The organism is Nocardia cyriacigeorgica NBRC 100375, assembly GCF_000308555.1.
In the GTDB taxonomy this organism is placed as follows: Bacteria; Actinomycetota; Actinomycetes; order Mycobacteriales; family Mycobacteriaceae; genus Nocardia; species Nocardia cyriacigeorgica.
On record NZ_BAFY01000251.1, the window covers coordinates 19835 to 45239 of the forward strand.

The 25405-nt window shown below is 67.9% G+C and carries 28 protein-coding genes; 12 read left to right on the plus strand and 16 right to left on the minus strand.

Features of this window, described 5'->3' with window-relative positions:
• Positions 1-127: 127 nt before the first annotated feature.
• Both RJ05_RS31140 and RJ05_RS25200 read right to left on the minus strand, forming a co-directional pair.
• Positions 128-265, minus strand: a complete 138-nt coding sequence (locus RJ05_RS31140; RefSeq protein ID WP_156090857.1) for a hypothetical protein — start codon at positions 263-265, stop codon at positions 128-130.
• Entirely contained in the window at positions 262-534 is a 273-nt protein-coding gene (locus RJ05_RS25200; RefSeq protein WP_036541461.1) for a hypothetical protein, read from the minus strand. Before RJ05_RS25200 ends, RJ05_RS31140 begins: the two co-directional genes overlap by 4 nt.
• Before the next feature lie 187 nt (positions 535-721).
• Between RJ05_RS25200 and RJ05_RS25210 the strand changes: the two genes are divergently transcribed.
• The 3 genes from RJ05_RS25210 (at position 722) to RJ05_RS25220 (ending at position 3941) form a co-directional block, all read left to right on the plus strand.
• Positions 722-1957, plus strand: coding sequence for a helix-turn-helix domain-containing protein (locus tag RJ05_RS25210; protein WP_036541465.1), 1236 nt, complete (start codon positions 722-724; stop codon positions 1955-1957).
• A 281-nt stretch (positions 1958-2238) separates the two neighbouring features.
• Positions 2239-3474 carry an MFS transporter gene (locus RJ05_RS25215; RefSeq protein WP_249040443.1) on the plus strand — a complete coding sequence of 412 codons (1236 nt, stop codon included), beginning with the start codon at positions 2239-2241 and terminating at the stop codon, positions 3472-3474.
• A 17-nt stretch (positions 3475-3491) separates the two neighbouring features.
• Positions 3492-3941, plus strand: a complete 450-nt coding sequence (locus RJ05_RS25220) for an SgcJ/EcaC family oxidoreductase (RefSeq protein ID WP_036541467.1) — start codon at positions 3492-3494, stop codon at positions 3939-3941.
• 237 nt (positions 3942-4178) lie between these two features.
• On the opposite strand, the gene RJ05_RS25225 is transcribed toward RJ05_RS25220, so the two are convergent.
• From RJ05_RS25225 to RJ05_RS25255, 7 genes are all read right to left on the minus strand, one after another.
• A complete protein-coding gene (locus RJ05_RS25225) occupies positions 4179-4610 on the minus strand; it encodes a nitroreductase family deazaflavin-dependent oxidoreductase (protein ID WP_249040444.1) in 432 nt (143 codons plus the stop codon).
• A gap of 13 nt (positions 4611-4623) precedes the next feature.
• On the minus strand, positions 4624-4872 hold the full coding sequence (locus RJ05_RS25230; protein ID WP_036541470.1) for a type II toxin-antitoxin system RelE family toxin: 249 nt from the start codon (positions 4870-4872) through the stop codon (positions 4624-4626).
• Positions 4869-5141, minus strand: a complete 273-nt coding sequence (locus RJ05_RS25235) for a type II toxin-antitoxin system Phd/YefM family antitoxin (RefSeq protein WP_036541472.1) — start codon at positions 5139-5141, stop codon at positions 4869-4871. Before RJ05_RS25235 ends, RJ05_RS25230 begins: the two co-directional genes overlap by 4 nt.
• Before the next feature lie 53 nt (positions 5142-5194).
• Positions 5195-5491, minus strand: a complete 297-nt coding sequence (locus RJ05_RS25240; RefSeq protein ID WP_036541475.1) for a hypothetical protein — start codon at positions 5489-5491, stop codon at positions 5195-5197.
• A gap of 172 nt (positions 5492-5663) precedes the next feature.
• Entirely contained in the window at positions 5664-6389 is a 726-nt protein-coding gene (locus RJ05_RS25245; protein ID WP_036541477.1) for an amino acid ABC transporter ATP-binding protein, read from the minus strand.
• On the minus strand, positions 6390-8180 hold the full coding sequence (locus RJ05_RS25250; RefSeq protein WP_036541480.1) for an ABC transporter substrate-binding protein/permease: 1791 nt from the start codon (positions 8178-8180) through the stop codon (positions 6390-6392). It abuts the gene before it with no gap.
• A 189-nt stretch (positions 8181-8369) separates the two neighbouring features.
• A complete protein-coding gene (locus tag RJ05_RS25255; RefSeq protein ID WP_036541483.1) occupies positions 8370-9164 on the minus strand; it encodes an LLM class F420-dependent oxidoreductase in 795 nt (264 codons plus the stop codon).
• A 238-nt stretch (positions 9165-9402) separates the two neighbouring features.
• Here RJ05_RS25255 and RJ05_RS25260 point away from each other — a divergent pair, with 238 nt between their 5' ends.
• Positions 9403-10500 carry an ABC transporter ATP-binding protein gene (locus RJ05_RS25260; protein ID WP_036541485.1) on the plus strand — a complete coding sequence of 366 codons (1098 nt, stop codon included), beginning with the start codon at positions 9403-9405 and terminating at the stop codon, positions 10498-10500.
• A 13-nt stretch (positions 10501-10513) separates the two neighbouring features.
• Here the strand turns inward: RJ05_RS25260 and RJ05_RS25265 are convergent, their stop codons facing one another.
• Positions 10514-10831 carry a hypothetical protein gene (locus RJ05_RS25265; RefSeq protein WP_036541487.1) on the minus strand — a complete coding sequence of 106 codons (318 nt, stop codon included), beginning with the start codon at positions 10829-10831 and terminating at the stop codon, positions 10514-10516.
• A gap of 125 nt (positions 10832-10956) precedes the next feature.
• Here RJ05_RS25265 and RJ05_RS25270 point away from each other — a divergent pair, with 125 nt between their 5' ends.
• Entirely contained in the window at positions 10957-11928 is a 972-nt protein-coding gene (locus RJ05_RS25270; protein WP_036541490.1) for an o-succinylbenzoate synthase, read from the plus strand.
• 129 nt (positions 11929-12057) lie between these two features.
• On the opposite strand, the gene RJ05_RS25275 is transcribed toward RJ05_RS25270, so the two are convergent.
• Together RJ05_RS25275 and RJ05_RS25280 are read right to left on the minus strand one after the other, a co-directional pair.
• Positions 12058-12570 (minus strand): TIGR04338 family metallohydrolase, encoded by a 513-nt coding sequence (locus tag RJ05_RS25275; RefSeq protein ID WP_036541493.1) that lies wholly within the window; start codon positions 12568-12570, stop codon positions 12058-12060.
• Between the two features lie 211 nt (positions 12571-12781).
• Positions 12782-13630, minus strand: coding sequence for a DUF2786 domain-containing protein (locus tag RJ05_RS25280; RefSeq protein ID WP_174343971.1), 849 nt, complete (start codon positions 13628-13630; stop codon positions 12782-12784).
• A gap of 120 nt (positions 13631-13750) precedes the next feature.
• Between RJ05_RS25280 and RJ05_RS25285 the strand changes: the two genes are divergently transcribed.
• The 6 genes from RJ05_RS25285 (at position 13751) to RJ05_RS25310 (ending at position 20665) form a co-directional block, all read left to right on the plus strand.
• The gene (locus RJ05_RS25285) at positions 13751-15046 is read left to right on the plus strand and encodes an ABC transporter substrate-binding protein (RefSeq protein ID WP_036541496.1); all 1296 of its coding nucleotides are present in this window, start codon (positions 13751-13753) and stop codon (positions 15044-15046) included.
• Between the two features lie 45 nt (positions 15047-15091).
• On the plus strand, positions 15092-16132 hold the full coding sequence (locus RJ05_RS25290) for a carbohydrate ABC transporter permease (protein WP_373365082.1): 1041 nt from the start codon (positions 15092-15094) through the stop codon (positions 16130-16132).
• Positions 16129-17025 (plus strand): carbohydrate ABC transporter permease, encoded by an 897-nt coding sequence (locus RJ05_RS25295; protein WP_373365083.1) that lies wholly within the window; start codon positions 16129-16131, stop codon positions 17023-17025. Before RJ05_RS25290 ends, RJ05_RS25295 begins: the two co-directional genes overlap by 4 nt.
• A gap of 154 nt (positions 17026-17179) precedes the next feature.
• A complete protein-coding gene (locus RJ05_RS25300; RefSeq protein ID WP_036541498.1) occupies positions 17180-19498 on the plus strand; it encodes a transglycosylase domain-containing protein in 2319 nt (772 codons plus the stop codon).
• Positions 19499-19770: 272 nt separating this feature from the next.
• On the plus strand, positions 19771-20229 hold the full coding sequence (locus tag RJ05_RS25305; protein ID WP_036541500.1) for a GyrI-like domain-containing protein: 459 nt from the start codon (positions 19771-19773) through the stop codon (positions 20227-20229).
• A gap of 10 nt (positions 20230-20239) precedes the next feature.
• The gene (locus RJ05_RS25310) at positions 20240-20665 is read left to right on the plus strand and encodes a GyrI-like domain-containing protein (RefSeq protein WP_036541502.1); all 426 of its coding nucleotides are present in this window, start codon (positions 20240-20242) and stop codon (positions 20663-20665) included.
• A 69-nt stretch (positions 20666-20734) separates the two neighbouring features.
• On the opposite strand, the gene RJ05_RS25315 is transcribed toward RJ05_RS25310, so the two are convergent.
• From RJ05_RS25315 to RJ05_RS25330, 4 genes are all read right to left on the minus strand, one after another.
• A complete protein-coding gene (locus RJ05_RS25315) occupies positions 20735-21832 on the minus strand; it encodes an inositol-3-phosphate synthase (protein WP_036541504.1) in 1098 nt (365 codons plus the stop codon).
• Positions 21825-22382: a PadR family transcriptional regulator gene (locus tag RJ05_RS25320; protein WP_036541506.1), complete on the minus strand. Its 558-nt coding sequence runs from the start codon at positions 22380-22382 to the stop codon at positions 21825-21827. Before RJ05_RS25320 ends, RJ05_RS25315 begins: the two co-directional genes overlap by 8 nt.
• 133 nt (positions 22383-22515) lie before the next feature.
• Positions 22516-23331, minus strand: coding sequence for a DUF1707 SHOCT-like domain-containing protein (locus RJ05_RS25325; RefSeq protein WP_036541508.1), 816 nt, complete (start codon positions 23329-23331; stop codon positions 22516-22518).
• Between the two features lie 10 nt (positions 23332-23341).
• On the minus strand, positions 23342-24463 hold the full coding sequence (locus RJ05_RS25330) for a DUF1707 SHOCT-like domain-containing protein (protein ID WP_249040445.1): 1122 nt from the start codon (positions 24461-24463) through the stop codon (positions 23342-23344).
• 216 nt (positions 24464-24679) lie between these two features.
• On the opposite strand from RJ05_RS25330, the gene RJ05_RS25335 reads away from it, so the two are divergent.
• A complete protein-coding gene (locus tag RJ05_RS25335) occupies positions 24680-25099 on the plus strand; it encodes a DUF5318 domain-containing protein (protein WP_158430226.1) in 420 nt (139 codons plus the stop codon).
• Positions 25100-25405: the final 306 nt, after the last annotated feature.

Here is a 25405-nt window from a genome sequence, read left to right on the forward strand (position 1 = left end):
TCAAGCCGACGGGCGCACGCTAAACCACCAGGACGAGTCGCAGACTACGGCAAGGTGAACGTCCATCGAATTAGGCAATCCTCAGTTATCGCCCTGATCAGGACAAATAGTCGGCGGAAGACCCCCGTCAGCGCGGTTCGCCGCGTTCCCATTCCTGGAGAACTTCCTCGAGCGTGCGCCGCTCACCCGGCATGCCGTACTCGTCGAGCGTCGACCAGGTGCTGTCATCCCACTGCACCCAGCCGCGCGGCTCGGGCTCGGTCACCGCATGAACCGTTCGGCCCGCTGATCCGGAACGATCGCCCCCACCGCGACCAGAGTCCGGTACGCATCCCGCTTATGCGGGCAGCTGTCGATACTGCATCGACGGTGCGACTGCATCGTGGCATGCGCCATCCGCGCCGACATCCGCGGCGCGTGCGCGGTGATAGGAGGTTCGTCGTCATCGAAGGCGTACGGGAGGACGTAGATGAGGGCGAGCAATAAGACGGCAACCGTGCTCGAGACAGCGAACGCGGTGATGTAGTCGGACATCGAACCCCCTGCGGTTGTTGGATTTCGGCCCGCCCGGCGCCAGGGAAAGCGGGGCACGCACCAGGCGCCGCGCGGTGATGCAGACAGTAGGAATGCGCAGGGCCGGTGACGGGTACGTTTCGTACCTCGACCGCGCGTACCCGGGACTACGCTGGGAGAAAGGGTTTCAGCAGCGGAAGGGGATGCCGTGGTGATCAGCCCTATCGAGGAGGCTCCGATCGGGGCGCGCATCAAGCGCCTGCGAGAACGGGCGGGCATGTCGCGAGCTGTACTAGCGGGCTTGCTCGGCCGGTCGACCGAATGGCTGAAAGCAGTCGAGAACGGAAGACTGCAACCACCGCGACTGCCGATGTTGTTGCGGATCGCGCATGCGCTCGAGCTTGCGGATCTGGCCGAACTCACCGGGAACGGGCACGCGGTCCCGGTGGCGGTATTCGCCGGGGAACGACATGGGGCGCTCACCGAGGTGCAGGCCGCCCTCACCGAGTACCGATCGGCTGCACCCGCGCGACCTGCGAACATCACTCATCTCGAGCAACGTCTGCGTCAAGCCTGGACCATTCGGCACGCCAGCCCGGACCACCGGACTCAGCTCGGGAAGCTGCTCCCAGGGTTGATCAGAGACGCGCAGGGTACGGTGCGGGCCGGCGGTGAGAACCGCCGGGCCGCACGCCGGATCCTCGCGGGGGTCTACCAGCTGGCCGACTTCTACGTTGCCTACCAACCCGCGCCCGAGCTCGTGTGGCTGGTGGCCGATCGCGCACTTTCCGAAGGCTATGAGGCCGACGACCCCTACGTGATCGCTTGCGGCGCATGGTCGATGACGCAGGCGCTGCGGGATTCGGGCCGCTGGGAGGAAGCCATCGCGTTGGCACGGACCGCGGGCGAAGGGCTGGCGCCCTACCTCGACCGCGACGACGCTCCCACCGACTGGCACGGCATCGCGGGCGCGCTGCACGCGGAGGTCGCCTACGTCCATGCCCGCCGCGGCCGCCACGGCGATGCCTGGTCGTATTGGGAGAAAGCCGATTCGATCGCGCGGGCGCTGGGCGCGGACTACCGCCATATCCAGACGTCGTTCTCGATACCGGTGATGGCGGCGCACGCCACAACCCTCGGGGTCGAATTGCGCCGCGCGGGCGAAGCACTACGATCGGCCCGCGGTTTCGATGCCGACCAGATCGCGTCGATTCCCCGCCGAAGCCGCCACTTCATCGAGGTCGCCCGAGCGCACTACCAGCGCGACGAGCCGGTGGCCGCCCTAGCGCTGCTGAACAAGTCCGCGATCACGGCACCGGAGACGATCCAATACAACGGGCATGCGCGAGACATGCTGCACCTGCTGATGCGAAATCCACCGTCGGGGATGAAATCCGACGTCAACGACCTCTGCCGCCGAGTCGGTCTCACCTCTGTCGCGTAGTCGTGGGCTCGGTGCGCCATCCCGCGTCGCCGCTCGCGCACGGCGGCAAGATCGTCGAGCGCGAAGCCCGTTCGCTCGCACGGCGGCTCGGCGTCACGGCCTGACTCGCCCGATGATGTGGCGGGAGTTCACGAGGGGCGGGCTCCCGCCGCTCATACCCGGCCACGACTGTCGAATGCCCGCGCGACGGTGACGGCGACCCCGGATCTCACCGTGCTCGATGACGGTGGTGTCGATATCCCGCCAGCGTCCAGAGCAGCCGATTCCTAGCGTCTTTCGACGTGAGTATTCCTGCCACCGAGATACGTGAAGACCGTCGGCTGCGCCGTGCGGTCGTACTGTTCATGTCACTTGCGGCCGCGCTCGGGACGTCCACCATCTACCCGCTGCAGCCGGCGATCGCGGACGTAGCGGGGTCGCTGCATTCCTCGATCGCCGCGGTCGGGTTTTCGCTTGCGTGTGGTCCGGTCGGATACATGATCGGCCTCGGGCTGCTTGTTCCGCTGGTCGACCGATTCCCGCCCGGACGGATCCTCGCGATCCAGTTCGGGGCACTGGCCGTCGCGTTGGCGGTGGGTGCCGTCGCCGGTCGGGCGTGGCAGTTGGGGCTGTTGATCGGCGTGATCGGCGCATGCTCGGCGGTCGGGGCGAGTCTCAGCTCGTTGGCGGGGCGACTCGCTCCGGCCCATCAGCGAGCCACGATCCTCGGCGTCGTCACCGCCGGGATCTCGGCGGGGATCCTCGCGGGCCGGATCGCGGGAGGGTGGCTGTCCGACGAGATCGGCTGGCGCGGAATGCTTCTGGTATTCGCTACCGCTTGCCTGATCGCCGCCGGGTGTTGCCTGATGGCTCTGCCGAACACCGTCGGCACAGCCGAACTCCGCTATCTCGCGACTCTGCGCTCCCTGCCCGGATTGTTCGTGCGGCACGCGACCCTGCGGTTCGCGGCGATACGCGGCGCGCTGTGGTTCTTCGCGTTCTGCGCAGTGTGGGCCGGACTCGCGGTCGCCCTGTCGGAACCCCCGTTCTCGTACTCCGCGGAACAGATCGGCCTGTACGCCTTGGCGGGGCTCGCGGGAATCCCCGCAACGCAGGTCGCCGGCGTCTGGACCGACCGAGTGGGCGCCCCACGGGTCGTCCTGGCGGGTCTGGCCTTGGCGGGCGCCACCGCGGTGGTCGCCGGTCTCACCCTCGACAACGTCGTCGTGACGCTGGTCTGCCTGGCCCTTTTCGATGCCGGCCTCTTCGCCGCTCAGGTGGCGAACCAGAGCACCGTCCTCGCCATCGACCCCACCGCCCCCGCCCGTTTCAACAGTGCCTACATGCTGGTGTACTTCGTGGGCGGCAGCCTCGGCACCGCTTGCGGCGCGGCCGCGGTCGAGTGGTTCGGCTGGCCGGCCACAGCCGCGATCGCCGTCGGCGCCATCGGACTCGCCGCCGCTATCACCGGGATCACGTCGGCGAGCGCCCACGGACCACACGCGGCACGGTCCACCCTTGACCTCGAGCGTGGTTGAGATTCGAGGATGGGGGTATGAGTATTCGGGATATCGAAGCGCCGGTTATCGAGGACAGCAGTATCGACCACGCGGCGGATCGCGAGGCGATCGAGGCGATCGTCGCCACGGTCGCGGAGGCGTACAACACCAAAGACGCGGAGTTGATGGTTCGGGATGTCGCGGCGAACGCCGTGGTGGGCAATGCCGTTGGGGTGCTACACCACGGACGCGACGCGGTGCTGGAGGCGAGCCGGATCGGGCTGGCCGGATTCCTGAAGGACGAATACGTGCGGTACGAAGTCACCGATATCGGGTTCTTGCGCCCCGACGTCGCGATTGCGCACAAGGCGGCACGGGCGGTTACCGCGGACGGCGAGACCATCGATGTCGATCCGGCGATGGTCGCGCTCTATGTGCTGGTCAAAGAGGACGGGCGGTGGTGGATCGCGGCGCGGCAGAACACCCTGGTTCCGCAGGCCGGGTGACGCCCAGCGCGGCGGAGGTCATCCTTCCCAGCGATGATGGCCCCGCCCGGCGGCACTACCGTGGTGGCCGTCGGACAGACCGCTGCGGCGTACGCGACCATGGGGTGGCCAGACAGTTGTCCTGCACTGTAGCGATCCGGATCATCGTTCATCCGGGGGGCGGCGTACCACCTGCCCCGGCAAATACGCTGCCGATGCCACCCCTTCCGCAGCCCCAACCCACGCGGCGGCCGTTGTTCACTCGCCGGGGACCGTCGAATCGGCCCTGGTGAGGGCCACGACCGGGATGACGCGATCGGTCTTCTTCTCGTGGTCGGCGAACCACGGGTAGGTCTGCTTCAGCATCGCCCAGATCTGCTCGCGTTCCGCGCCCTCGAGCGGTGCCGCGTGCGCGTCGTAGGTTTCCTCGCCCACCTCCACGACGACGTGCGGGCGCTCGACCAGATTCGAGTACCAGTCCGGGTGACTGGGTGCGCCCATGCTGGAAGCGATCACCAATAACCGGTCGCCGTCGCGGTGGAACATCATCGGCGTGGTGTGCGGGCGTCCACTGCGGCGACCGGTCGTGGTCAGCAGGAGCAACCGATCCCGACGCATCCCGTCGGGATCTTCACCTGCCCGGAACTTCGCAATCGTTTCCCGGTTGATCTGCGCGAGATCCACCCGCACCTCCGCATCATGTTCAGCGATAGACGTCAGAACGCTTGGCTACCACGAATATACGGATCATCGATTCGGCGTCATCGATCTCGTAGACGATGCGGTATTGGCCGATTCTTATCCGCCAGTCATTGCGTCCGACGAGTTTCTTGGCGCCGGACGGGCGCGGGTCTTTGGTCAGCGCGATCATCGCGTGCAAGGCGGACTCGAGCACATCGCGTGGCAGCTTCTGTAGTTGTTTCAGGACGTCGGGGTGGAACTCGACGTTCACGAGGCCAGCAGCTCGGCCGGATCGACACCCAGCCTGTCGAGCATTTCCGACATGGACATCGACGTGTAGTCGGCTGCGCGCATATCGCGCAGCCGCAACGCGTCCAGCAGGTCGGCATGCTCATGCAGCCGCTCGTAATCGGCCATCGAGATGATCACCGCGACTTCGCTACCGCTGTCGGTGATGATCGCTTCCTCCCCGGTCGCGGCCACGCCGCGCACGATCGCACCCAGCTGCATCCGGAGATCACGCAAGCTGTGTGTACTCATGTTTAACATATTACCCATTCGGAGCTGACAACGTACCGGATGGGCGATTGCTCTCAGTGGTCGTCGTAATGCCCGTCGTGCGGCGCGTGCCGGTGGCCGTCGTGGATGTAGTCGACGTGGTCGCCGTGCGGAACGGCGACGTGGCCGCAGCCCTCGCCGTGGACGTGGTCGTGCGGAGAGCATTCGGTGTGGGCAGCGGGCTCACATTCGTCGTAGTGGCCCTCGTGCTCGCGGTGCAGGTGTCCGTCGTGGACGTAGTCGACGTGATCGCCGTGCGGGACGGAGACGTGGCCGCACTCGGGGCCGTGCTTGTGCTCGTGTTCGGTGTGCTGAGCGTGTGCTGTCGTCATCAGAATCCTTCTTCCCGTAGCGGTCAGGTGGAACCGAAGAGCACTTCACACATTATCAAGTGCGCATGAATGCGTGGTAGCGATGTAATCGCCACGCCGTGCGACCGGCGCGGAGTCGCCGAGATCGACCAGCGTCGAATGCGGGGGGCGGGGCCGGGTCGGCGAGTGCGCCCTAGAGCACCTGGTCGAGGAACCGCCGCAATCGCGGCGTCTCCGCATTGTCGAACAGCGCGTCCGGGCTGCCCGCCTCGACCACCTGACCGGCGTCCATGAACACCACACTGTCGGAGACGCTGCGTGCGAAGCCCATTTCATGGGTGACCACGATCATCGACATACCGCCGGCGGCCAGGTCCGACATCAGCGCCAGCACACCCTTCACCAATTCCGGGTCGAGAGCGGAGGTCGCCTCGTCGAAGAACATGATCTCCGGCTTCATCGCCAGCGCTCGGGCGATCGCCACCCGCTGCTGCTGACCGCCGGAGAGGTTGGCCGGGCGGGAATCGGCCTTGCCTGCCAGTCCGACGACCTCCAGCTGCTCGAGCGCCAGCGCCCGCGCCTGCTCCTTGGACAGTCCGCGCAGCTTGCGCGGGCCCAGCGCCACGTTGTCGGCGACGGTCTTGTGCGGGAACAGGTTGAAATGCTGGAACACCATGCCGATGCGCTGGCGCAGCTTGTCCGGGTCCTCGGTGAGCACCGATTTCCCGTCGAGCAGAATGTCGCCGGCGTCTGGTTCGTGCAGGCGGTTGAGCACCCGCAACAGCGTGGACTTCCCCGAACCCGACGGCCCAATGACGGTGGTGGTCTTACCCGCGTCGACGTGGATGTCGACCCCGCGCAGGATCTCGTTGTTCCCGAGCTTGAGCCGCAGGCCGGTACCGGTGAGTGAGGCGCTCATCTACCCACGCCCTTCCGTGATCGCGGCCTGATCGACCGGGTCGATGGGTTGATCGGGTCGGCCGGTGCGCATGCGCCGGTCGATGTAGTTCACCAGGTGGGTGAGCGGGATGGTCAGCAGCAGGTACACCAGACCGGCCGCGACCAGCGGAGACAGGTTGCCGGTCTGAGCGTTGAGGTCGCGGCCGACGGCGAACAGCTCCCGCTGGGCAGCGAGCAGGCCGAGGAAATAGATCAGCGACGAATCCTTGATCAGCGCGATGAACTGATTCATCAGCGCGGGCAGCACCCGGCGCACGCCCTGCGGGATCACCACCAGCGTCATCGCCTGCCGGTAACCGAATCCGATGGCCCTGGCCGCCTCGAGATGGCCGGGCTCCACCGACTGGATGCCGGACCGGAAGATCTCGCCGATATAGGCCGAGGCCAGCAGCGCCAACGCCACCGCACCCAGCCAGTACGGGTTGTTGCCGGTCAGGTCGCGCACCACCGGACCGACACCGAGGCCGATCAGCAGGATGATCACCACGGCGGGCAGACCACGGAAGATGTCGGTGTAGATCCGGGCAGGCCAGCGCAACCAGCGGCTGCGCGAGATTCCCGCCACCGCCAACAGCATGCCGATCGCGGTGCCGAGCACACCGGACACCACCGCGAGAATCAACGTATTCGGCAGGCCGGTCTTGAACAGGTCCGGGAAGGCCTGCCGGTACAGCGACCAATCGAAGAAGGTGTCGCGCAATTGTTCCAGCGTCGACTTCGGTTGGGTCTGAGTCTGTTCGGCCGGCGCGCGCTCGGCGGCGATGGCGGCGAAATCCGGAAGTTCCGGCACGGGAGCGGCTTTCGAACCCGGTTTCCAGCCCGGCGGCAATTCGCGCGGCACCCATTTGCTGTAGAGCTCGGCGTAGGTGCCGTCGGCGATCACCGCATCCAGACCGCTGTTGAGCGCATCGACGAGCGGCTGCTTGTTCTTGCCGACCGCCCAGGCCGCGAAATTCTCCAGAGAGAAGGAGTTTTCGGCGATCTTGGTGCCGTCACCGGGTGAGATCGCGCCCTCGGCCTGCGCCGACGGCGCCACCCAGGCATCGACCTGGCCGGACTTCAGATTGGAATAGGCGGTGTTGTAATCCGGGAACTTCACCGGATCCAAACCCAAGGTGTTGACGACGTATTCGTCCTGCACCGTGCCCTGCACCACCGCGACCCGGCTGCTCGGACCGAGATCGTCGAAACTGCCGATCGGGCTGCTATCGGCGACGACGAGCGAGAAGTAGCCGAAGTCGTAGCCGTTGGTGAAGTCCACCATCCGCCTGCGCTCTTCGGTGGTGGTGATGTTGGAGGAGCCGACGTCGAAACGTCCGCCGGCCACCTGCGCGAGCAGGCCCGCGAATTCGGTGCCGGAGAACTCGATCTGCAAATCCAGCTTCGCGGCGACCGCGCGCAGCAGCTCATTGTCGAAACCGGTGAACGCGCCCGCGGAGTTCACGCAGATGCTCGGCGGGGCGTCGGACAGGGTGCCGACACTCAGCTTGCCCGGGGTGATCAGCCCGAGCTTGGTGATGTCGATGGACTCCAGTGGCACCGTGGTCGGCGTGGTGTAGCGGTCCTCGCCCGCTTTCGCCGGCGACGCCAGGTTCTTCGGCGCGGCCGCCGCCGCCTCGACCCCGGGTGGGGCGCACAGATCGCGGGCCGACGAGCCGTCACCGGAACCGCAGGCCGTCGCCAGGCCGACGACGGCGAGCAATATCACGGCGATCAACACACGAGACCGCACAGCGAGCAGACCAGCCATGGGAGAACACCCTAGCCGTCCAGCTCAGGCTAACCGGCGGCTACCGGTTCGCGCCGCGCCCGCGAGAGGTAGTTGACCACTGGACCGGCGCGCTCCGCACGATTCGACCACCGTGCGAGAAATCGCCGGCGCAACCGCCGGACAACGCACTGCTAACCGAAGGCCGACGGTCCTGTGCCACCCGACGGATCAAGCGATGCCGCTGACCGGCTCCGGATTGATCTCATCGCGCCAGGTGATCGCCTCGACCACCCGGCTCAGGTCGTAATCGGGCCCGCTGACGCCGACGGTGAACAGGGTCGCCCCCGCCGCCAGGAACGACGGCGCCAGGTTTCGGCCGGGCCAGCTCACCGAGCGCTCGATCCGCGCCGGGTCGGTGCCCGCGGCGGCGCAATGCTCGCCGAGGATGCCGCTCTTGCGGGTGAAGACCTCGAGATCGCCGAAGCTGTGCCAGATGTCGGCGTGCTGCGCCACCAGGCGCAGGGTCTTGCGTTCACCGCCACCGCCGATGAGCATCGGGATATCGCGCACCGGCTGCGGATTCAGCTTCTTCATCCGTGCGTCGATCCGCGCCAGCGACGATTTCAGCAGGTCCAGCCGGGTGCCGGCGGTGCCGAACTCGTAGCCGTACTCGGCGTAATCCCGCTCGAACCAGCCGCCGCCGATCCCGAGGATCAGCCTGCCGCCGCTGATGTGGTCGACGGTGCGCGCCATATCGGCGAGCAGATCCGGGTTCCGGTAACCACCGCCGGTGACCAGTGCGCCGATCTCGACCCGCTCGGTCTGCTCGGCGAACGCGCCCAGCATCGTCCAGCATTCGAAATGCGCGCCGTCGGGGTCGCCGGTGAGCGGGTAGAAGTGGTCCCAGTTGAAGACGATGTCAACGCCGGCGTCCTCGGCCCGCCGCACCGCGTCCCGGATCAGCCCGTATTCGGACGCGTGTTGCGGCTGCAACTGGACTCCCACACGAACCGGTCGACTCATCGCGTTGACTCCTCGTCCCTCGGGGCGCTTGCCCGACCGAGGCTACCGCCGTGCGCGGCGCGCGGCTCGATGAACCGCCCGCCTTCTCCGATCCCGCGGCCGCCGGGTGTCGGCGCCCGCGGCAGGACGGCCCGCGGCGACCGCCGGTGCGGGACGGGCGCACCGCACGTAAGATCCGCCGGAACCCTCTACTCGGATCGTCCGGCACGTTCCTGCCGGTGAAGGGAAGTGATCTGCCGTGGCTACGGTGACCTTCGACCAGGCCACCCGGTTGTATCCGGGCGCTGGTAAACCGGCTGTCGACCAGTTGAACCTGGAGATCGCCGACGGTGAATTCCTGGTCCTGGTCGGGCCGTCCGGCTGCGGGAAATCCACCTCGCTGCGGATGCTGGCCGGGTTGGAGGAGGTCAACGGCGGGCGGATCCTGATCGGCGAGCGGGACGTCACCCACGCCGAACCGAAGGAACGCGATATCGCGATGGTGTTCCAGAACTATGCGCTCTACCCGCATATGACCGTCGCGGAGAACATGGGCTTCGCGCTCAAACTCGCCAAGGTGAACAAGGCGGAGACCAAGCAGCGAGTGCTGGAGGCGGCGAAACTGCTCGACCTCGAGCCCTACCTGGATCGCAAGCCCAAGGCGCTCTCCGGCGGCCAGCGCCAGCGCGTCGCCATGGGGCGCGCCATCGTCCGGCAGCCGCAGGTGTTCCTGATGGACGAGCCGCTGTCGAACCTCGACGCCAAGCTCCGAGTGCAGACCCGCACCCAGATCGCGCAATTGCAGCGCAGGCTCGGCACCACCACGGTGTACGTCACCCACGACCAGGTCGAGGCCATGACCATGGGCGACCGGGTGGCGGTGCTGCGCGACGGGCTCTTGCAGCAGTGCGCCTCACCGCGCGACCTGTACCGGGATCCGGCCAATGTGTTCGTCGCCGGGTTCATGGGCTCGCCGGCGATGAATCTGTTCACCCTGCCCGTCTCCGACGGCGCGGTCACCCTGGGGGGCCACCAGCTGGCGCTGCCGCGTTCGGTGGCCGATGCGAGCAATGGCTCGGTGACCGTCGGCGTGCGGCCGGAGCATCTGGAGGTCGGCGGCGACGCGTCCGGACTGAGCAAGGGTGGCGCCGGGATCGAGATGGAAGTGGATGTGGTCGAGGAACTCGGCTCCGATGCCTACATCTATGGCCGCACGATCGCCGATGGACCCGGGGAAACGATTGTGGCGCGCGCGGATTGGCGTAATCCGCCGGCCAAGGGCGAACGGGTGCTGCTCACCGCCGATCCCGAGCACACGTACTTCTTCGCCGCCGACGATGGGCGTCGGCTGAACTGACGGACGCGCGCCCTCACCCGGGCGCTGTGAAGATCGCGACCAGGAACCCGCACACCCAGGTTCCCGCGAACAGCGGGGCGCCGATCAAAGGCGCCCAGCCGATCGGGCGTCTGCCGCGGACGGCATCGAGGATCGTCACGGCGACAGTGCCGATGGTGAGAACGATGCCGACGGCCGCGATCGCATAGGCGGCCGTCAGATCGTGCGGACGTGCGGAGTCGCGGCCGGTCAGCTCGTACCACTCCAGCAATTGGATTGTCACCCAGCCGGTTCCGGCCGTGATCAGGGTCGCGAGGATCGCGCGCGCGAGATCCGGGATTCGCCATCGCACAGTTCGAGTGTGCGGGCGGTGCGGCGACGGGGCAATCCCGTGGATGTACCGGCTTCACTGGGTCACGGCCGAGCATCGGTCGGTGCCGCGGTGGTGACCGTACCGGGCCGACTACCCTGCTGACGATGAGCGAGGTCGAAGCCGTCGGCGTGTACGCGGTGCCCATGCGCGCCCGGTTCCGTGGCATCACCGTGCGCGAGGGGATGCTGGTGCGCGGGCCGCTCGGCTGGGGTGAGTTCTGCGCGTTCCCCGAATACGACGACCGGGAGGCCGCGCAGTGGCTGGCCACCGCCGTCGAACAGGTGACCGTGGGCTGGCCGGCGCCGGTGCGCGCGCGAATTCCGGTGAACTGCACGGTGCCGGCGGTCGGGCCGGAGCGGGCGCACGCCATCGTCGCGGGGTCGGGGTGCCGCACGGCCAAGGTGAAGGTGGCCGACCATCCCGACTCGCTGGCCGAGGATTTGGCGCGGGTGGAGACCGTGCGGGATGCGCTCGGCCCCGGCGGCGCGGTGCGGGTGGATGCCAACGCGGTGTGGGATGTGGAGACCGCGGTCCGGAGCATCACCGAACTCGACCGAGCTGCGGGCGGTGTGGAGTACGTCGAGCAGCCGTGCCGCACCATCGAGGAGCTGGCGGCCGTGCGGCGGCGCGTCGAGGTGCGGATCGCGGCGGACGAGTCGATTCGCCGCGCCGAGGATCCGATGAAGGTGGCCGTCGCCGGCGCCGCCGACATCGCGGTCCTGAAGTGCACGCCGCTGGGTGGTGTGCGGCGGGCGCTCGAGGTCGCCGAGGCCGCTGGACTGCCGTGCGTGGTGTCCTCGGCGCTGGAAACCAGCGTCGGGCTGTCGGCCCAACTCGCCCTTGCCGGAGCGCTCCCGGAACTCGACTTCGCTTGCGGGCTTGGCACAGTCGCGCTGTTCGAGGGCGACCTGGTGGCCGAACCAATGCTTCCGGTGAACGGGCATCTGCCCGTCCCGCGCACACCCCCGGTGCCCGATCCGGACCTGCTGGAACGCTATCGGCATCCCGATCCGGACCGGACGGCGTGGTGGTACGAACGGTTCGACCGCGTCCACGATGTGCTCGGACGGCCCTGATCACGCCTGCACCCGGCGCGCGGCGCCCGATCAGGGCCCGTAGCGACATTCCCGGTGCGGGCAGGGTGACCGGCGGCGGGTGCGTGGTGCGGACTTGCCGGCCCGGCGCGCTCGGGGTCTCGTCCGGCGTCAGCCGAGCCGCACACCGCAACCGATCATGGTTCCGCGCAGCAGCAATGCGGCTTCGGGGCCGATCACGCCGTCGACCAATTCGATGTAGCGGCCGCAGAATTCCGGGCCGTGCGGTGCGTGCTCGCCCGGACGCGGTTCGAGATGGTGGGTCAGCTCGTGCAGCACCACCAATTCCCGCAGCGCCCAAGAGGTTGCGCCGGTGTGCAGCGGGACGGCGAGCACCGCACCGTCGGCTTCGTAATGCGCCGCGGTAGTGCCCGCGCGCGAACGTACCCGCACGGGCGAGCGCGCCCGGTCCCACTGCCCCACAACCCAGTTCAACGCCAGCACCCGGTCGCAATAGGCCTGCACCGATTCGACCGAGGCGAACCGCCGCTCCACCGGCAACGTGATCTGCGACCCGAACACCTGCACGGTGCGATGACCGAACTCATCGGCCCGATCGAACGCGCCCCGGACCAGCTGCTCGGCGTCATACACCTTCGCCCGCTGACTGTCTCGCACCGCCATCACATCACCACGAGCGCAGGCGCCGCCCCTCCGACTCGCCGGCTCATCCACACCGACCCGTCGCGAGCGTCACATGAGCGAGGCATCGGCCGGGAACACCACACGCTGGTGTAGCTCTCGCGCCGGCACAACCGATAGTGCACGGTGACGTGGCGCTCGCCTGATCGGCAGGCTTGGCGGGCGGACGACCGGGCGCGGAGGCGGGCCATGTTCAGTCCGCGCGGCGGGCGGTGAGACGGCCGCGCGGGGCGGGGAGTTCGGGCGAGGTGCCGAGGCGGGCGGCGCGGCCGGCACGGTCGCCCGCGGTACGCGCGGCCGGCGCATACCCCGTCGACGCCTGGGGCCCGGGCCAGGTCCCGCGCGCTTCGGAGGTGCGGGTGTAGAAGTCGACCAGCTCGACCTCCTTGTTGCGCAGGGCCAGCGCGGTTCCGGTGGACGCGGCGCTCGGCTCGGCTCGTGCCTCGGTCTCCACTTCGGACTTGACCTCCGCCAGCCGTTTGCCGATGCGCGCCGCGAACGCCATCTGGAAGTTCAGCCGGGCCGTCACCGCGGCGACCGGTGCCTGCACCCGGCGACGCACCCGGCGGCCGCCGCGCACCTCGACGACGATCTTCTCCACCATCGCCGACCGGTAGGCGCCGGACTTGATGTACTGGTCGGAGGCGCGCACCATCTGCACCAGCAGGCTGGTGTAGAGCGCTTCACAGGTGTCGATATCGGAGTCGAAGCCGTAGGCGTACACCTGGGTCGAGGTTCGGGCCACATCGCAACGCACATCGTTTGCCGAGGCGATCGCCACGAACAGCTGCACGTAGGTGCGCAGCCCTTTGCGGCCCGGCTCGCCGATCGGGATGATCCGCTGGATCGGGGTCGGCCTGCGCTCGCGGCCGGCCACATGGGCGCGCGCCACGGCCAGGTCGATCGAGGAGCGGGTGGCCAGCCGCTGCGCGGCGGCGAGGAAGGCTTCGGCCTCGTGTTCGTTGTCGGTCGACTCGGCCTTGCGCAGCAGCCCGCCGATGCGGGTCAGCATCTTGTCGGGGGCGGGATCTGCGACAGTCATCGCGAACCAGCCTAGGCATACCGACCGACATGCCCGGGCGCGTCGGGTGATCAACATGTATGTTGCGTTGTGCACCGCCGGGTGTGCTGCCGCTCACGTCTCGACCTTGGAGTATCCGCGATGGCTTTGAAGAAGGTGTCCCTACGTGCCGCTCTGGTGTCCCGTGCCGCGCTCACGGTGGCCTCGGCGGCGGTGCTGACCACGGCCTTCGCCACCGCCTGCACCAGCGACAGCGGCGGCAACCCGACCAGTGAGAATCTCACCGGACGTGGGCCCATCACCTACGTCGAGGGCAAGGACACCACCGAGACGGGTGTCGTCAAGCAGCTCATCGACCGGTGGAACGCGGCCCACCCGGACGAGCAGGTCACCTACAAAGAGCAGTCCAACGACGCCTCCCAGCAGTACGACGACCTGGTCGAGCACATGCGCTCGAAGTCCTCGGACTACGACGTGTTCGCCATGGACGTGCCGTGGACCGCCGAGTTCGCCGCCAAGGGCTGGATCCAGCCACTGAAGGACTCCTTCGCCATCGACACCTCGGCCCTGCTGCCGCCGACGGTCGCCAGCGCCACCTACAACAACACCCTCTACGCCGCCCCGCGCAACACCAACGGCGGCCTGCTGTTCTACCGCACCGACCTGGTGCCGAACCCGCCCAAGACCTGGGACGAGATGCTCGGCATGTGCAATATCGCGCGGGCGAACAACATCGGCTGCTACGCGGGCCAGCTCAAGAACTACGAGGGCCTGACCGTGAACACCGCCGAGGTGATCAACGCCTACGGCGGCACCTTCGTCGGCTCCGACGGCAAGACCCCCACCGTGGACAGCCCGCAGGCCCGCGCCGGCCTCGGCAAGCTGGTCGAGGCCTACGACCGGGGCGACATCCCGCCGGAGGCGGTCACCTTCACCGAGACCGAGAGCGGCGCCGCATTCACCCAGGGCAAGCTGATGTTCCTGCGTTCGTGGCCGTCCACCTTCGGTGACGCCGGCTCGGAATCCTCGGTGGTGCGCGACAAGTTCGCCGTCGCCCCGCTGCCCGGCGAGAGCGGAATCGGCGCCTCGACCCTCGGCGGCTACAACGCCGCGATCAGCGCGTTCTCCAAGAACAAGGCCACCGCGCTCGACTTCCTGCGCTTCCTGATCAGCGAAGACGCCCAGCACATCGTCGCCTCCGGCGCGCTGCCCTCGGTGCGTGAATCGATGTACGACGACCCGGCCCTGATCGCCAAGATGCCGTACCTGCCCGCCCTCAAGGATTCGATCTCCAACGCCGTGCCGCGCCCGGTGACGCCGTTCTACCCGGCGGTGTCGAAGGCCATCCGCGACAATGCCTTCGCCGCCCTGAAGGGCGAGAAGTCGGTGGACGATGCGATCATCGGCATGCAGAAGGGCATCGAGGCGGCCGGTTAGCGGGAAGTTCGGACGGACCCGACCTGCCGGATGAGGAGAGAACGGGTGTCGGATCCTTCGGGAACGGATACGGCCGTGCGGAAAGTGCGTGCGGACGAGGCGGGTAAACCGCCGCGGAACAAGCGCGGCTGGGGCGCGGTGATCGCCGACGAGCTGCGGCGTTCCGGTAAGGCGTGGATGTTCGTCGCGCCGGTGCTGATCGCGCTCGCCGTCGTCATCGGCTACCCGGTGTTCCGGGCGCTGTGGATGTCGTTCCAGCAGGATTCGGGCGGCATCGACCCCGAAACCGGCATGTTCGTCGAGGGCGGCAGCGCCGGATTCGCCAACTACACGCACTGGCTGCTGCAACAGTGTGAGACCGCGGCGGGCACCGTCGACTGCCCGACCGGCAACCTCGGCTCGCAGTTCTGGCTGGCGATCGGCGTCACGCTGTTCCTGACCGTGGTCACGGTGTCGCTCGAGGTGATCCTCGGCCTCGCCATGGCCGTGGTGATGGGCAAGACCTTCCGCGGCCGCGCGCTGCTTCGGGCCGCCGTGCTCATCCCGTGGGCGATCCCGACCGCCGTCACGGCGCGACTGTGGGAATTCATGTTCCAGTACGACGGCGTGGTCAACCGGGTGCTCGGCACCGGCATCCTGTGGACCTCCGACGAATGGCCCGCCCGGTTCGCGGTGATCGCGGCCGATGTGTGGAAGACGACGCCGTTCATGGCGCTGCTGCTGCTGGCGGGCTTGCAGGTGATCCCGAACGACGTCTACGAGGCCGCGAAGGTCGACGGCGCTTCGGCCTGGCAGCGCTTCGTGCACATCACCCTGCCGCTGCTCAAGCCCGCCCTGCTGGTCGCGATCCTGTTCCGCACCATGGACGCGCTGCGCATGTACGACCTGCCCGCCATCATGACCGCCGACAACCCGGCCACCCGCACGGTGTCGATGCTGGTGGTCGAGCAGGTCAGGCAAGGTCCCAACAGTGCGGCCGCCTTGTCGACGATCACCTTCCTGTTGATCTTCGCGGTGGCGTTCGTGTTGGTGAAGGTGCTGGGCGCGAACGCGGTCCGCACCCAGGAAGAGCAGCGGAAGGCATGATGGCCGCGACCACGATGACCAAAGACAAGCCCGCCGCGCCCGTCACCAGGAACGTGCCGTGGACCCGCAGGCTCGGGTCGGCGCGGCTGTACATCGGCGCGTTGATCGTGCTGGTGTGGGGGCTCGGCCCGTTCTACTGGATGGCGGTCACCGCCTTCCGCGACCCGCGCTACACCTTCGAGAACACGCCGTGGCCTACGCACGTGACGCTGGAGAACTTCCGCGACGTCTTCGACACCAGCCGCGGCAACGACTTCGGCCAGGCGATGGTCAACAGCGTCATCATCGGCTCCATCACCACCGTCATCGCGCTGCTGCTCGGCGTGCTGGCCGCCTACGCGCTGGCGCGGCTGACCTTCCGTGGCAGGTACCTGGTGTCCGGGCTGATCCTGAGCGCGTCGATGTTCCCGGTGGTCGTGCTGGTGACGCCGCTGTTCCAGCTGTTCACCGATCTGGGCTGGATCGGCAAGTACCAGGCGATGATCATCCCGAACATCTCGTTCGTGCTGCCGATGACGGTGTACATCCTGGCGGCGTTCTTCGCCGAACTGCCCTGGGAACTCGAGGAGGCCGCCCGCATCGACGGCGCCACCAAGCTGCAGGCGTTCCGGCTGGTGATGCTGCCGCTGGCGGCGCCGGCGGTGTTCACCACGGCGATCCTGGCGTTCATCGCGGCGGTCAACGAGTATCTGCTGGCGCGGCTGCTGTCGAGTGAGTCGACCAAGCCGGTAACGGTCGCGATCGCCGGGTTCTCCGGCAACAACCCGCTGGTCCAGCCCTATGCCTCGATCATGGCGGCGGGCACGCTGGTGACGATTCCGCTGGTGATCATGGTGCTGCTGTTCCAGCGGCGGATCATCTCCGGTCTGACGGCGGGCGGCGTCAAGAGCTGAGGGCGGCGGCCAGGCAAACGCCTGGCTAGCTATCGCCCAGCTATGATCGGCGGGTAAGTCTGTGCCCGTTTCCGGTACCCAGGCGGGTGTGGATCGGTGACGATGTGTGATCAGACGGTGGGGTAGCCGAGTTTTACCGACGCTCCGGGAGGAGATGATCGTGAGCTCGTTTCGTGACCGGCTTCGCGGCGGCGGCCGAACGCCGGAGCCGGAGTATGCCTCGATCAGCGGATTCGACCCGCGCGCCGGCAAATCCGAGGACGGTGGCGGCACCGGCGGAAAACCCGGGCGCGAACCGGACGGGCCGGATCGAAGACCACGCACCAGGGGTAGCCGGATCCGCAGGCTGATCCTCGCGCTGTTCGTCATCTTCATCGCCGTGCCCGCGCTGCTGATGGCGCTGTTCTACTGGAGCGCGGAGATCCCCTCGCCGTCGGCCATGCGCACCAACCAGATCGCCACCATCACCGCCGCCGACGGCACCACGGTGATCGCGAAGGTCGTCCCGCCCGAAGGCAACCGCACCCCCGTACCCCTCGCCGAGGTACCGGTGCATGTGCGCAATGCGATGCTCTCGGCCGAGGACCGCAATTTCTACACCAACCCCGGCTACTCGATCCCCGCCTTCCTGCGCGCGGCCAGGGACAACCTGCTCGGCAAGGAGAACGCCGGCGGCGGTTCGACCATCACCCAGCAGTATGTGAAAAACGCCTTCCTCGATTCCGAGCGCACCGTCACCCGGAAGATGCGCGAGCTGGTGATCGCGGCGAAGATGGCGCGCGAGTGGAGCAAGGACGACATCCTCGCCGCCTACCTCAACACCATCTACTACGGCCGCGGCGCCTACGGGATCGCGGCGGCGGCCAAGGCCTATTTCAACAAGCCGGTGCCGGAGTTGACCCTGGCCGAGGGCGCGGTGCTGGCCGCACTGGTCCGCTCGCCGTCGATCCTGGATCCGGAAACCCATCTCGAGGATCTGAAGGCGCGCTGGCGGTACGTGCTCGACGGCATGGTCGAGATGGGCGTGCTGAACCGGGCCGACCGCGAGACCGCGACCTTCCCGCCGGTCATCCCGATCACCGACGTCGCCGATGACGGCGCCGCGCGCGGACCCGAAGGCTTGATCCGTGCCCAGGTGCTGCGCGAGCTGCGCGCGGCCGGTATCTCCGAACACGAACTCAATACCGGCGCACTGCAGATCACCACCACCATCGACCCCAAGGCGCAGCAGGCGGCGGTCGCCGCGGCCCAGAGCGCGCTCGAAGGCCAACCGCCCGAACTGCGCACCGCGGTGGTGTCGATCGATCCACGCACGGGCGCGGTGCGGGCGTATTACGGCGGCGCCGACGGCGTCGGATTCGATTTCGCGCAGGCACCGGTGCAGACCGGCTCGGCGTTCAAGACCTTCGCGGTGCTGGCAGCGCAGCGCCAGGGCATCTCCATGGCCAAACAGTTCGACAGCTCGCCGGTGCAGGTCAACGACGTGCTGGTGCGCAACGTGGACAACGAGTCCTGCGGCACCTGCTCGCTGGCCGAGGCGTTCAAGCGGTCGCTCAACACCAGCTTCTACCGGCTCACCCAGTCGATGTTCAACGGTCCACAGGCCATCGCCGACGCCGCCCATCAGGCCGGGATCCCGGAGGAGATTCCCGGGGTGCCAGGGCGCTCGCTGAGCGAGAACGGTGGCCCGCCCGCGCCCTCTATCGTGCTCGGCGTCTACCAGGTGCGCCCGATCGATATGGCCTCGGCGTACGCGACCATCGCCGCCTCCGGGATGTATCACCAGCCTTATTTCGTGCAGCGGGTGGTGACCGGCACCGGACGGGTGCTGCTCGATCGCGGCGCCCCCGAACATCAGGTGGGCAAGCAGCTGCCGCCCGGTGAGCAGCGTTTTCCGCCCGCGATCGCCAACCGCACCATCCAGGCCATGCTGCCCATCGCCGCATACTCCAACGGCCACGCCCTCGACGGCAGGCCCTCGGCCGCCAAAACCGGAACCACCCAGCTCGGCGACACCGGCGAGAACAAGGACGCCTGGATGGTCGGTTTCACCCCGTCGCTGTCTACGGCGGTGTGGGTGGGAACCGAACACTCGCAGGCGATCCGGACCGCGGGCGGCGCCCGCATCTACGGGTCGGGCCTGCCCGCCGACATCTGGAAGCAGACGATGGACGGCGCGCTGGAAGGCGCACCGGCCGAGAGCTTCCCGGCTCCCGAAGGCGGGTCCGGGCAGCCGATCATTCCGGCCGGCCCGCCGCAGCCCTCCGGTGGACCCTACGACATCCTGAATCCGCCGCCCGGTGAGCAGCCGCGCGGACCGGAGATCATTTTCCCGCCCGCGCCGCAGGCCCCCGAGCCCGAACCGCAGGAACCGATCGTCATCTTCCCGCCCGCACCGCCGCCGCCACCGCCGCCGCCTCCGCCGCGGCAGGTGGAGATCCTGCCCGGAATCGTCATTCCGGTGCCGGGATGACGCCGAGGGAACGCAACCCATGGCAGCATCGTTTGCCAGGGTGAGAGCGTGACCGTGCGGCGGCGGCACCGGCCCGACGCCGACGCCGACGGATCGATGCGGAAGGATAAGCGACGAGCGACACGACAGCGGCGCGAGCAGTGGCCCGCAGGCGATAGCCCGCGTGCCACACAGCAGCCGGGGAGCGCCGCCGAAACGAACACCGCGGCACGAGCGGAGGGCCCGGCGCGTGCCGCCAACTGAACGACAGACGAGAAATAGGGGCTACGCCGGTGGATTTCAATGTCGTTGACCGCCAAGAGACATTGGTGGCGGGAACCGTGCTCCGCAGCCCGGCACTGGCTGTGGAGGGGCCGCGGCGCACCAAGGTGGAAGAAGCGTGGAAGCGCAATCTGGCGCGCGCGCTACCCGGTCCGCCGGCGAGCGCGTTCGTCGACCACGCGCCCGAGATCAACTCCTACCTGACCCATATCGTCGGCTACCGCTGCCGCAGTCTCGACGACCTGCTACCCGGTGACGTGCTCGCCCGGATCCCGGCGGGGAAATTCGCCCGGTTCACCCTCAGCGGCGACGATCTGGGCGACACCGTGGTGACGGTATGGCGCGCGATCTGGGACGCCGAAGCCGCGGGCCGGCTGGAGCGTTCCTACACAGGCGATTTCGAGCGCTACCCCGACAACCGGACGGTCGAGGTCTTCGTGGCGCTGGCAGACGATTCGGTGGACGGGTAGGAACAACGCTGTGGACTTCGAGATAGTCACCCTGGAGGAAAGCCTGGTCGCCGGGCTCACCGTGCCGCTGGCCGGCCGCGAGGTCGCCGCCCGCGACTTGGATCTGGTGAACTTCACCTGGGATCGATACCTGGCCAGGGAGAAGAACGTGCCACGGGTCGCGGCCTACATCGGCCAGAACGATCACGCCGTGGCCGTCCTCGGCTACGAGGTGACGTCGATGGACGAGATGGACGCCGGCGACGTGGTGACCAAGGTGCCGCGCGGGCGCTACGCCAAGTTCGTGGTCTCCGACAAGCCCTACGACCTGCTGCGCACCGCCTGGGCGCAGGTGCGCAAAGCCGAAAGCGCCGGCACCATCACCCGCTCGCACACCGCCGAGATCGAGCGCTACGCCGGGCCCACCTCGGTGGAGGTCTACGTCTCCCTCGACTGAGCGCACATACGACGAAAGCCGGTCGAAGCGATGCTTCGACCGGCTTTCTGCCGTGTCGACCCGTGTGGATCAGGCGTTGATGATGAAGGCTTCCAGCTGAGCGCGGGCGACATCGTCGGCCAGCTGCTGCGGCGGGGACTTCATCAGGTACGCCGACGCCGGGATGACAGGGCCGCCGATGCCGCGGTCCTTGGCGATCTTGGCCGCGCGCACCGCGTCGATGATGATGCCCGCCGAGTTCGGCGAGTCCCACACCTCGAGCTTGTACTCCAGGTTCAGCGGCACGTCACCGAAGGCGCGGCCCTCCAGGCGCACGTAGGCCCACTTGCGGTCGTCGAGCCAGCCGACGTGATCGGACGGGCCGATGTGCACGTCGTTGGCGCCCAGCTCCTTCTTCAGGTTGCTGGTGACGGCCTGGGTCTTGGAGATCTTCTTCGACTCCAGGCGCTCACGCTCGAGCATGTTCTTGAAGTCCATGTTGCCGCCGACGTTGAGCTGCATGGTGCGGTCGAGCTGCACGCCGCGGTCCTCGAACAGCTTGGCCATCACACGGTGGGTGATGGTGGCGCCGACCTGACTCTTGATGTCGTCGCCGACGATGGGGACGCCGGCCTTGGTGAACTTCTCGGCCCACTCCGGATCGGAGGCGATGAACACCGGCAGCGCGTTGACGAAGGCGACGCCCGCGTCGATGGCGCACTGCGCGTAGAACTTATCGGCCTCTTCCGAACCCACGGGCAGGTAGGAGACCAGCACGTCGACCTTGGCGTCCTTCAGTGCCTTGACCACGTCGACCGGCTCGGCCTCGGACAGCTCGATGGTCTGCGCGTAGTACTTGCCGATGCCGTCGAGGGTCGGGCCGCGCTGCACGACGACGTCGCTGGGCGGCACGTCGGAGATCTTGATGGTGTTGTTCTCGGAAGCGAAGATCGCCTCGGACAGATCGAAGCCGACCTTCTTGGCGTCGACGTCGAACGCGGCGACGAACTTCACGTCGCGCACGTGGTACTGACCGAACTTGACGTGCATCAAACCGGGAACGGTCGCGGTCTCGTCCGCGTCCTTGTAGTACTGAACGCCCTGGACCAGCGAGGATGCGCAGTTGCCCACACCTACGATGGCGACGCGAACCTCTGGGGCGCTCTCAGCAGCTTTGACATCACTCATGGCCGGTATTTCCCTCTTTCTGTGGTGCCGCCTTCGTCGATTGCTCCGCCGCAATCAACTCGTTGAGCCAGCGCACTTCGCGCTCGCTTGATTCGAGTCCGAGTTGATGGAGCTGGCGGGTGTAGCGATCCAGCGAGCCACTCGCCTTCTTGATCGCCTCCCGTAGCCCCTCTCGGCGCTCCTCGACTTGACGCCGCCTGCCCTCGAGGATCCGCATCCGCGCTTCCGCGGGGGTGCGGCTGAAAAAGGCCAGATGAACGCCGAAGCCGTCATCGGTGTAGTTCTGCGGTCCGGTGTCGGCCAGGAGCTCGTTGAAGCGCTCCCGTCCGGCCGGAGTCAGCTGGTAGACCCGCCGGGCACGACGTGTGGTCGCACCGGCCGGGATCTCCTCCTCCAGCAGCCCGTCCGCCTGCATTCGGCGCAGTGTCGGATAGAGCGACCCGTAGGAGAAGGCCCGAAACGCGCCGAGCAGGCCCGTCAGCCGCTTGCGCAGCTCGTAACCGTGCATGGGCGATTCGAGGAGCAGCCCGAGGATTGCGAGTTCGAGCATCGGGCTTCACCCCCTGACTGTGTGCAGACCTAACCGATGGATGCGATTACCAACTATATCGGAGCGATATAACCACGCATAGTTGTTGGTGATGTATTCCGCATTTACGCAGGTAAGACAGCTGGGCCAATGGTCAGTCGGCCGGGAAGATCTCCAGCGGCTTACCGGAGAGATCGACCGTCATATGCCCCGATCGGTCGTCGCCGTCCCCGACGAATATGTCGATGATCGGTCCCGCATCGACCGGGGCACTCAGTTCGTAACCGATGCCGAGATGCTTCACCGCGCCGCCCGGCAGGCATACCGACTCCGGCGCCCCGCGCAGGATCCCGGCCAGAACCGTCAGGTCGATGGCACCCAGGTCGACCGGACGGCCGTTCGCCCAGCTCACCGTGGAGGAACCGCTCGCCTGGAACCCTTCGGCGTCGAACCGGTACAGCACCGGCTGCCCCGCCTCCAGCCGCTGGACCACCGCGTACCCGGGCATGATCGTGACGGTGTCGGCGATGGCATCGCCGAACTCGCGCCGGTAGCTGTCGACGAACAGCGCGAATCCGGAACCGGTGACCAGACTCGGCAGCTCCGTCGCCTCGGCCTCCTCGGCCTGCTCCACACCGACCACGGCAAGCGGGCCGCCGGCTCCCTCCGGCCGCAGGATGCCCGCCGTCGCACCGATCACCGCGGCGACCGCGAGCACCGCGACCGGAACCCACCAGCGCCGTTGCGGACGGTCGCGATGCAGCACCCCGGACCCGGCGAGATCGCTCGGAATCTGCAGATCGCGGATGAGGTCGTTCAGCTCGCCGAAGGTTGTCGAACGCATCGCCGCACGAGTGCGTGCGGTGTGTTCCTGCTCGGTGAGTTGTCCGTCACGCAAGGCCGCGTCGATGAGCGCGCATACCTCGACGCGATCGGTGTCGCGGGCCCTGAGCTGGTCGTTTCTCGTCATCACGCGCCGCCTACCCCTCGAACGGCCAGACGCGAAGCACCTCGCCGGCGGGGCCGAGGATGAAATGGCCGGACTCGCGGAATTCGTTGCCGACGTAGACGGCCACGACCATGCGGCCTTCGTTCGGCGGAAAGCTGTGGATTTCCACCGATAGGTGCGAGACCTTTCCGTCGGGCACCTCGGCGATCGTCGCCGCATTCGCCAGTGCGGCGCCTATCGCGGCGGTATCGAGGACGCCGAGGTCGACCGTCGGGGTGTCGACCTTGCGGGTGGTCGGAGCGCTCGGGCGCTGGAAGCCGCCGCGGTAGTCGTAGGACACCTGACGGTTCGGCTGGCCCGGCACGGCTCGGTCGACGTCGCCGTGATCGGGATACAGGGAGATCTCGTCGGCGATGGTGTCGCCGAATTCGGCGCGATATTCGGCGATGAAGTGGGCCAGTCCGGGGCCGGTGATCAGCTCGGGGGTCTTGACGACGATGGGTTCGACGTCGTCGAGCTCGGGGCGCGGTGCGGGCAGCTCGGCCTGCGGGGCGTCGGCGGGCGGGGCAGCGGCCACCGATCCTTCGGCGGGCGCCGGGTCGTCCGCGCGGCCGGTCAGCGCGAAAGCACCGAAGGCGACGAGCAGCGCGGCTGCGGTGAGTGCGGCGAGGTAGGCACCCTGAAACGTGGGCTGCGCGCGCCGCGGCGGGGCCGGGGTGCGGCGCGGGCCTTGCAGGTCAGCGGTGAGTTCGGCGAGATCACCGAGGGTTTTCGCCTCGGCCAGCAGTTCGGAGTAGGCGCGGTGTTCGTCCTCGGTGAGCTGGCCCTCGGTGCGGGCCAGGTCGAGCAGTTCGGCAGCGGCGGCGCGATCGGCGGTGCGGGCCCTGGTGGACGACGGGTAGGCCGACGCGGCGCCCGCCGGCTTCGCGGCCGGGTTCCGCGGACCGGCCGTCGACGCCGCTGACGGCGTTTGCAGATCGTCGACCAGGGCGGACAGGTCGCCGACCGTCTTCGCGGCACCGGCCTGCGCGATCCGGTCGTGGTACTCGTCCGCACCCAGCTGCCCCTCCGCATAGGCGGCATCGAGCACGCTCGCGGTGTGGGCGCGGTCGAGATCACGGGCACGCATCCGACCGGGGACTGGCGTCGACACCAACGCAGTCTAATCGGACAGACCCACGTTTCGCTTTCTCGATCAACGGCCGGACCAGCCGGAAAGAGTCCCGATACGAGCCGGCGCACGGAGCACGGGCCCGCGGAATCCCGCCGGCCCGGTGTCGCAGATACGCCACCGCCGCCCGCGTGGCGGGCGCCTACCGAACACGCCGGGCGCCAGCGCAACGAATTGGACACGGCTACTCTGGTGAACGTGCGAATTCAGCGGCAAGTGGTCGACTATGCGCTACGGCGCCGGTCGCTGCTGGCTGACGTCTATGCGGGCCGTGTCGATGTCGCCGAGGTGTGTGATGCGAATCCATATCTGCTGCGTGCGGCGAAATTCCACGGTCGGGGGAGCGAGGTCACATGCCCTATCTGCCGGAAAGAACAGCTCACCCTCGTATCCTGGGTCTACGGCGACGGCCTCGGACCGGTAGCGGGCTCGGCTCGCACCCCGGAGGAACTGCTCCGTCTCGCCGAGACGCGCGAGGAGTTCTCGGTCCATGTGGTCGAGGTGTGCCGGACCTGCAGCTGGAACCATCTGGTGCAGTCCTATGTGCTCGGCACCACACCGGTTCCGCCGCGACGACGCTCCGGAACCCGAGCCAACCGGCGGACCGCTGCCGAATGAAACACCTGGTCATCTGCCCGTCGGGTGACTTATAGAGCCGAACCTGGTCCATCGCGACCTGCCCGGCCCCGAGCCACCCGGACCGATACGAGCTTTTGGAGATCTTGTCAGTGAATTCGCCCTACGAGAGCCCTCACGGCGATGACCCGAACGCCCGCACGCAGCGCAGCCCACAACCAGGCCCGAACCCACGTCCGATGGGGCCGCCTCCCGGCCGCCCCGGTGCTCCCGGCGGTCCGCGTCCGCAGGTGAGCGGCCCCCGCCCCGGTGCGGGTGGACCGCGCCCGGGTGCGCCGATGCCGGGCC

Coding starts and splice junctions, on each gene's coding strand:
- RJ05_RS25200 (WP_036541461.1), bottom strand. CDS start 534: ATGTCCGACTACATCACCGCGTTCGCTGTCTCGAGCACGGTTGCCGTC.
- RJ05_RS25220 (WP_036541467.1), top strand. CDS start 3,492: ATGAGTATTCGGGATATCGAAGCGCCGGTTATCGAGGACAGCAGTATC.
- RJ05_RS25235 (WP_036541472.1), bottom strand. CDS start 5,141: ATGAGTACACACAGCTTGCGTGATCTCCGGATGCAGCTGGGTGCGATC.
- RJ05_RS25240 (WP_036541475.1), bottom strand. CDS start 5,491: ATGACGACAGCACACGCTCAGCACACCGAACACGAGCACAAGCACGGC.
- RJ05_RS25245 (WP_036541477.1), bottom strand. CDS start 6,389: ATGAGCGCCTCACTCACCGGTACCGGCCTGCGGCTCAAGCTCGGGAAC.
- RJ05_RS25250 (WP_036541480.1), bottom strand. CDS start 8,180: ATGGCTGGTCTGCTCGCTGTGCGGTCTCGTGTGTTGATCGCCGTGATA.
- RJ05_RS25255 (WP_036541483.1), bottom strand. CDS start 9,164: ATGAGTCGACCGGTTCGTGTGGGAGTCCAGTTGCAGCCGCAACACGCG.
- RJ05_RS25270 (WP_036541490.1), top strand. CDS start 10,957: ATGAGCGAGGTCGAAGCCGTCGGCGTGTACGCGGTGCCCATGCGCGCC.
- RJ05_RS25275 (WP_036541493.1), bottom strand. CDS start 12,570: ATGGCGGTGCGAGACAGTCAGCGGGCGAAGGTGTATGACGCCGAGCAG.
- RJ05_RS25280 (WP_174343971.1), bottom strand. CDS start 13,630: ATGACTGTCGCAGATCCCGCCCCCGACAAGATGCTGACCCGCATCGGC.
- RJ05_RS25285 (WP_036541496.1), top strand. CDS start 13,751: ATGGCTTTGAAGAAGGTGTCCCTACGTGCCGCTCTGGTGTCCCGTGCC.
- RJ05_RS25295 (WP_373365083.1), top strand. CDS start 16,129: ATGATGGCCGCGACCACGATGACCAAAGACAAGCCCGCCGCGCCCGTC.
- RJ05_RS25300 (WP_036541498.1), top strand. CDS start 17,180: ATGATCGTGAGCTCGTTTCGTGACCGGCTTCGCGGCGGCGGCCGAACG.
- RJ05_RS25315 (WP_036541504.1), bottom strand. CDS start 21,832: ATGAGTGATGTCAAAGCTGCTGAGAGCGCCCCAGAGGTTCGCGTCGCC.
- RJ05_RS25320 (WP_036541506.1), bottom strand. CDS start 22,382: ATGCTCGAACTCGCAATCCTCGGGCTGCTCCTCGAATCGCCCATGCAC.
- RJ05_RS25325 (WP_036541508.1), bottom strand. CDS start 23,331: ATGACGAGAAACGACCAGCTCAGGGCCCGCGACACCGATCGCGTCGAG.